We start from the raw sequence: 7,001 nt of genomic DNA on the forward strand, positions 1-7,001 counted from the left end.
AGCGTCACCCGGCGGCTGATCGCCGAGTTCGCCCGCCGCCCCGAGCCGAGCGCGGTCACCCCGGCCGCGCTGGCCGCCCTCACCGACCGCGAGCGGGAGGTGCTGGCCCTGGTCGCCCGGGGCCTCTCCAACGCCGAGATCGCCGAGCAGCTGGTGGTGAGCGCGGCCACGGCCAAGACCCACGTCAGCCGGGTCCTGGCCAAGCTCCAGGCCCGCGACCGGGCCCAGCTGGTGATGCTCGCCTACGAGACGGGCCTGGTCACCCCCGGCTCCGCCTGACCTACGCCCCGGGGCCGACCACCGGTCCCGCCTCCGCCTCCAGGCCGACCACCAGGTGCGGCCGCCAGGCCGACGACGGCCGCCGCCCCGGCCCGTAGCGTCGCCAGCATCACCGAACGTCCAAGGAGGCAGGCCATGGCGGCCATCAGCGTGCAGGGACTCACCAAGCGCTTCGGCGACGTGCTCGCCGTCGACCAGCTCGACTTCGGCGTCGACCCCGGGACGGTGACCGGCTTCCTCGGCCCCAACGGGGCCGGCAAGACGACCACCCTGCGGATGCTCCTCGGCCTGGTCGCCCCGACCTCGGGCACGGCCACCATCGGCGGGCGGCCCTACCGCGAGCTGGCCGACCCGGCCCGCCGGGTGGGCGCGGTGCTGGAGGCGAGCGGGTTCCATCCGGGCCGCACGGCCCGCGACCACCTGCGGGTCCTGGTCACCGCGGCCGGGCTCGCCCCGGGCCGGGTCGACGAGGTCCTCGAGCAGACCGGGCTGGCCGCCGCCGGCCGCCGCCGGGTTGGGGGCTTCTCGCTCGGCATGCGCCAGCGCCTCGGGCTGGCCGCCGCCCTGCTCGGCGACCCCGAGGTCCTGGTTCTGGACGAGCCGGCCAACGGGCTCGACCCCGAGGGCGTGCGCTGGCTGCGCGGCCTCGTCCGCGGCCTGGCCGACCAGGGCCGGACCGTGCTCGTGTCCAGCCACGTCCTGGCCGAGGTCGCCCAGACGGTCGACCAGGTGGTGATCATCGACCGGGGCCGCCTGGTCGCCCAGTCCACCCTGACCGCCCTGACCGCCGGCGCCGACCGGACGGTGCGGGTGCGCACGCCCCAGCCCGAGGCGCTCCGCGACCTCCTGGTCGCCAGGGGCGCCACCGTCACCCTCGACGGCCCCGGCCAGCTGGTGGTCGCCGGCGTCACCACCGAGCAGGTGGGCCAGGCGGCCGCGGCCGGCGGGGTCGTGCTCCACGAGATGCGCTTCGAGCGCTCCAACCTCGAGGACGTGTTCCTCGAGCTCACCGGCGAGAAAGGAGACCGGCCATGACCCGGCTCGTCAAGGCGGAGCTGCTGAAGCTCCGGACCACCCGCACCGCCCTCGTCCTGCTCGGCCTGGCCGCCGCCGGCACGGCGGCCCTGATCGCCTTCGTGCTGCTGCTCGCCGGGCGGCCCGGTCAGCCGTCGCTCGGCGCCGACGCCCTGCGCCAGCTGGTCCTGGTCCCGGCCCAGCCACTCACCCTGGCCGCCCTCGTCCTCGGCATCCTCGGCATGGCCTCCGAGCTTCGCCACGGCACCGCTACCGCGACCTTCCTGGTCACGCCGGCCCGGGGCCGGGTGGTGGCGGCCAAGCTCGCCGCCGCCGCCATCACCGGCCTGGTCATGGCCCTGCTGTCCTCGGCGGCGGTGCTCGCCGTCGGTCTGCCCTGGCTGCGGGCCAAGGGGATCGAGGTCGCCGTCGCCGACGCCGGCGTGGCCGCGCGGGTGGCCGGGCTGGCCGCCGCCGTGGCCCTGTTCGCGGTGCTCGGGGTGGGGCTGGCGGCGCTGCTCCGCAACCAGGTCGCGGCCGTCATCGTCGGCCTGCTGTGGTGGTCACAGGGCGTCGAACGGCTCCTGCTCGGCCTGGTGCGCCAGCCCGAGCTCGAGCGCTGGCTGCCCATGGGCGCGGCCGCCTCGCTGACCAACCCGGGCGACGCCAGCCTGCCGATCTGGGCCGGCGCCCTCGTGCTGGCCGCCTACGGCCTGGTCCTGGCCCTGGTCGGCGGCCGCCTGGTGGTGCGCCGCGACCTCACCTGACCAGCTGCACGGTCGTGGTCGTCGCCTCGACCACGGTGCTGGTCGGGGCCAGGCTGGTGGTCGTCGTGGTCGGCTCCGGCGGCGCGGTCGTGGTCGTGGTCGCCGGCTCCGGCACGGTCGTCGTCGTGGTCGGCTCGACGGTGCTGACCGGGGCCGGCGGCGGCTCCGGCTCGGGCGCGGTGGTGCTGGGCACGGTGGGCTCGGGCGGGGCCGGGGTGGCCGGCGGGCTGGCCGGCCGCGGGGTCGCCGACGGGGCCACCGTGGTCGGGGCCTTGGCGGCCAGCCAGAGCGGCGGCTTGACCCCGGGTGGTGGCCCGTCCGGCGCGGTGCTGGAGGACACCGACGGCCTGGTGCTGGCGCTGGAGGGCGCCACCGAGGGCGGTGGGTCGGTCGCGGCGGGCGGGCCGCTGGTCGCGGGCGGGAGCGGGGGCACCGCCGAGGGGGTCACGAGCTCCTCGGGGACGAGGGCGGCCGAGGCGACCATCGCGGCCAGGACGGCGAAGGTGAGCCCGAAGGCGACCAGCATCAGGCGCCAGGGCAGTCGGTGCTCGGCCAGATGGCGTGGGTTCCGCATTGGCATGACCTGCTACCGGTTCGTTCGACTCCTGCTCGGGCTCCGGATCCTACGGATTGTCCGATCCAATGGGAAATCAGCTGGTCCGGCATCATGTAGCGAGGCGAGCAAGGCGGGAGGAGGCGCGGTGACGGACGACGGGAGGCTGGTGGTCCGGGGGGCCCGGCTGGTCGACGTGGAGGCCGGCGAGGTCCTCGAGGGACGGGGGCTGCTGGTGCGCGGGGAACGGGTCGAGCGGGTGCTCGGCCCGGGCGAGCCGGCGCCCGAGGGGGCCGGGGTCGTCGACCTGCCCGGGCACACGCTGCTGCCGGGGCTGATCGACTGCCACACCCACCTGGTCGGCGAGGTCCAGGGGGCCGGGATCCCGGCGATCGGCCGCAGCGCCGCCCAGGAGGCGCTCAGCGGGGTCGGCAACGCCCGGGCCACCGTGCTGGCCGGGTTCACCACCGTCCGCGACGTCGGCACGTTCCGGGCGTTCGTCGACGTGGCCCTGCGCGACGCCATCGACGACGGCACCGTGGTCGGGCCGCGGATGGCGGTGGCCGGCGCGTACGTCACCGTCCCGGGAGGCGGCGGGTCGGTCACCGGCCAGGCCCTCGACGTCGAGCTGCCCCGCGACCTCCGCTTCGGCGAGGTCGGCTCTCCGGCCGAGGTCCGCGAGCGGGTGCGGGCGATCCTGTACGGCGGCGCCGACTTCATCAAGGTGATCGCCACCGGGGCCGTGCTCGCCCTGGGGACCCGGCCCGGCGCCCCCGAGCTGTCCGAGGAGGAGCTGACGGCCGCGGTCGAGGAGGCGGCCGCCCAGGGCACCCATGTGGCCGCCCACGCCCACGGCGCCGAGGGCATCGGCAACGCCGCCCGGGCCGGCGCCCGCTCCATCGAGCACGGCTCCCTGCTCGACGACGAGGCCGCCGACCTGCTGGCCGAGCGGGGCACCTACCTGGTCGCCGACATCTGGAACGGCGACTACATCGCGGCCGAGGGGGCCAGGCAGGGCTGGCCGGCCGAGACGCTGGCCAAGAACGAGGCCACCACCCAGGCCCAGCGCGACGGCTTCGCCAAGGCGGTCAAGGCCGGGGTGCGGATCGCCTACGGCACCGACAGCGGCGTCTACCCGCACGGCTGGAACGCCAGGCAGCTGCCCTACATGGTCCGCCACGGCATGACCCCGATGGCCGCCCTGCGCTCGGCCACGGTGGTCGCCGCCGAGCTGCTCGGCTGGGAGGACCGGGTCGGCGCCCTGGCGCCGGGCCGCTACGCCGACGTCATCGCCGTCCCCGGCGACCCCCTCGGCGACCTGGAGCTGCTGGCCGACGTCCCCTTCGTCATGAAGGGCGGCCGGATCCTCAAGTCGGAGGGCCCGCGTGCCCCGTTGTCGGCGGCGGGGCCATACTTTCCGGCGTGACCTCCACAACCGCCGGCAGCTTCGTCGGCCGGGCCGAGGAGCTCGACCGCCTGGTCGCCCTGCTCGGCCGGGCCGAGCGCGGCCGTCCGGCCGTCGGGCTGATCGCCGGCGACGCCGGCGTCGGCAAGACCCGGCTGCTCGACGAGCTGGCCGCCCGGGCCGAGGGCCGAGGCGCCCGGGTGCTGGTCGGCGGCTGCATGGAGGTCGGCGACGTCGGCCTCCCCTACGTGCCCTTCGTCGACGCCTTCCGCGACCTCGGCACCCGCCCGGGCGAGGCCGAGGTGGCCGCCCCGCTGGCCGCGGCCGTGCCCAGCCTTGGCAGGCTCCTCCCCGAGCCGGTCACCGGCCAGGGACCGGCGCCCCCAGGGGACGGCTTCGAGCGGGTGCAGCTGTTCGACGGGGTGCTGTCGCTGCTGGTCCGCCTGTCCGAGCTGGCTCCGCTGCTGCTGGTGATCGAGGACCTGCACTGGGCCGACCGCTCCACCCGTGACCTGCTGGCCTTCCTGATCCGCACCTTGCGGGGCGGCCGGGTGGCCCTGGTGGCCAGCTACCGCTCGGACGAGCTGCACCGCCGCCATCCCCTGCGGCCGCTGCTGGCCGAGCTGGTCCGCCTCCCCGAGCTGGAGCGGATCGAGTTGGCCCCCTTCGGCCGGGTCGAGCTGGCCGAGCACCTCCAGGCCATCGCCGGCCATCCCGTGCCGGCGACCGTGGTCGACCGCATCCTGGCCCGCTCCGAGGGCAACGCGTTCTTCGCCGAGGAGCTGGTCGCGGCCGGGGCCATCCGGGCCGACATCGCGCTGCCCGACGCCCTGGCCGACGTGCTCCTCGGCCGCATCGAGGCCCTTCCCGAGCTGGCCCAGGAGATCCTCAAGGTGGCCGCCGTGGCCGGCCGCCGGGTCGGCCACGACCTGCTGGTCGCGGCCTCCGGCCGGCCCGAGGCCGAGGTCGAGCGGGGCCTGCGGGACGCCGTCGCCGGGCAGGTGCTGGTGGCCAGCGCCGCCACCGAGAGCTACCGGTTCCGCCATGCCCTGCTCCAGGAGGCCGTCTACGGCGACCTGCTCCCGGGCGAGCGGACCCGCCTCCACGCCACCTACGCGCGCCTGCTGGCCGCCGCCGACCCCGACGGCGAGGACGGCTCGGGCTCGGCGGCCGAGCTGGCCTGGCACTGCCTGGCCAGCCACGACCTGCCGGGCGGGCTGGCGGCGCTGGTCCGGGCGGCCGACCACGCCGCCACCGTGTTCGCCCCCAGCGAGGCCTTCCGCCACCTCACCCAGGCCCTGGAGCTGTGGAACCGGGTGCCCGACGCCGACGCCGTTGCCGGGGTCGACCGGGTCGAGGTGCTGGTGCGGGCGGCGGAGGCGGCCAGCCACTCCGGCGAGTTCCGGCAGGCCGTCGGCCTGGCCCGGGAGGCCGTTGCCACCATCGACGAGGAGGCCGAGCCGCTGCGGGCGGCCGAGATCTACGAGCGGCTGAGCGGCTACGTGCTCGACGCCGAGCTGGAGTTCGAGCGGGTCGAGGAGCCGATGCTGGCCGCCTCGCGGCGGGCGGTCGAGCTGGTCCCCGAGCAGCCGCCGACCCCGCTGCGGGCCCGGGTGGCGGCCGGCCTGGCCCGCTCGCTGATGGTGGCCCGCGACTACGAGGGGGCCAGGCGCTGGGGCGACGAGGCGCTGGCCGTGGCCAGGGCCGCCGGCAGCGTCGGCGACGAGGCCAGGGCGCTGGTCGTCGTGTCCCTCCTGGAGCTGCGCTTCGGCGACGTGGAGACGGCGCGGCAGCTGCTGCGCGGCGCCGACGAGGCGGCGGCCGCCGCCGGCAACCGGCCGCTGGAGCTGGAGGCCCGCCACGCCCTCGGGCTGTTCGAGCTCGACCTCGGCAACCTGGCCGCGGCCTGCACCGCCCTCGACCAGGCGACCGAGCTGGCCGAGCGCAGCGGCCTGGCCTGGAGCGGCTACGGGATCGACAGCCGGGTGCTGCGCTGCATCGCCCACTACGCGGCCGGGAGCTGGGACGAGGCCGAGCGCGTGGCCGCCGCCGCCGACGAGCGCCGGCCGGCGGTGTCGGCGGCCGCCCTCTACGTCGAGGTCGGGCGGGGCCGCGCCGCCGCCGCCGAGCGGCTGGCCCGCCTCGCCCCCTACCGTGCCGCCGACCCGTACGTCGCCTACCTGGCCGGCGGCTGCGAGGCCGACCTGGTCCGCTGGCAGGGCGACCCGGAGCGCTCCAGCGAGCTGGCCCGGGACACCCTGGCCACCCAGGAGGAGGCCGGCGCCCCGTGGGTGCTGAGCGCCATCTGGCCGGCCGCCCTCGCCCTGGCCGCCGAGGGCGACCTGGCCGAGCGGGCCCGGGCCGCCGGCGACCTGGCCGCCCAGAAGGAGCACCTGGCCGTCGGCACCGACGTGCTCGAACGGGCCCGCTCGGCCCTGCAGCGGGCCCGGGACCGGGGCCGCCAGGTCGGCCCGGAGGCGCTGGCCTGGCTGGCCAGGGCCGAGGCCGAGTGGACCCGGGTCGAGGGCCGGCCCGACCCGGCCCGCTGGGCGGCCGCGGCCGACGCCTTCGGCTACGGCTACCTGTACGAGGAGGCCAGGTGCCGCTGGCGCCTGGCCGAGGCCTGGCTGCTGGAGGGCGACCGCGACCAGGCGGCCACCCAGGCCAGGGCGGCCCACGAGCTGGCCGAGCGGCTGGGGGCGGCGCCGCTGCTGGAGGCGCTGGAGTCCCTGGGCCGCCGGGGCCGCCTCGACCTCGGCGTCCAGCCGCCCCCGAGCCCCGACGGCCCCGCCCTCACCCCCCGCGAGCTGGAGGTGCTGCGGCTGGTGGCCGCCGGCCGCTCCAACGGCCAGATCGCCGAGGCCTTGTTCATCAGCCGCAAGACGGCCAGCGTCCACGTCAGCAACATCCTGGCCAAGCTGGGCGTGCACACCAGGACCGAGGCGGCGGCCGCGGCCCACCGCCTCGGTCTGGACGACGCCCC

6 protein-coding genes are annotated in these 7,001 nt (G+C 77.3%); 5 read left to right on the forward strand and 1 reads right to left on the reverse strand.

Annotated elements, in window-relative coordinates; translation table 11 throughout:
- From VF468_16035 to VF468_16045, 3 genes are all read left to right on the forward strand, one after another.
- Positions 1–279, forward strand: a 279-nt coding sequence (locus VF468_16035; protein HEX5879802.1) for a LuxR C-terminal-related transcriptional regulator, incomplete at its 5' end; no start/stop codon positions are given.
- 135 nt (positions 280–414) lie between these two features.
- Complete coding sequence (locus VF468_16040; GenBank protein ID HEX5879803.1) at positions 415–1,314, forward strand: ABC transporter ATP-binding protein; 900 nt, start codon at positions 415–417, stop codon at positions 1,312–1,314.
- On the forward strand, positions 1,311–2,060 hold the full coding sequence (locus VF468_16045; GenBank protein ID HEX5879804.1) for an ABC transporter permease: 750 nt from the start codon (positions 1,311–1,313) through the stop codon (positions 2,058–2,060). Before VF468_16040 ends, VF468_16045 begins: the two co-directional genes overlap by 4 nt.
- Here VF468_16045 and VF468_16050 read toward each other — a convergent pair.
- Positions 2,053–2,634 (reverse strand): hypothetical protein, encoded by a 582-nt coding sequence (locus VF468_16050; GenBank protein ID HEX5879805.1) that lies wholly within the window; start codon positions 2,632–2,634, stop codon positions 2,053–2,055. The two genes, VF468_16045 and VF468_16050, sit on opposite strands and share 8 nt — an antisense overlap.
- 127 nt (positions 2,635–2,761) lie before the next feature.
- Between VF468_16050 and VF468_16055 the strand changes: the two genes are divergently transcribed.
- Entirely contained in the window at positions 2,762–4,039 is a 1,278-nt protein-coding gene (locus tag VF468_16055) for an amidohydrolase family protein (GenBank protein HEX5879806.1), read from the forward strand.
- Positions 4,036–7,001, forward strand: a 2,966-nt coding sequence (locus VF468_16060) for an AAA family ATPase (GenBank protein HEX5879807.1), incomplete at its 3' end; no start/stop codon positions are given. The genes VF468_16055 and VF468_16060, both read left to right, overlap by 4 nt.

It is taken from the genome of Actinomycetota bacterium (assembly GCA_036280995.1).
GTDB lineage: Bacteria > Actinomycetota > CALGFH01 > CALGFH01 > CALGFH01 > CALGFH01.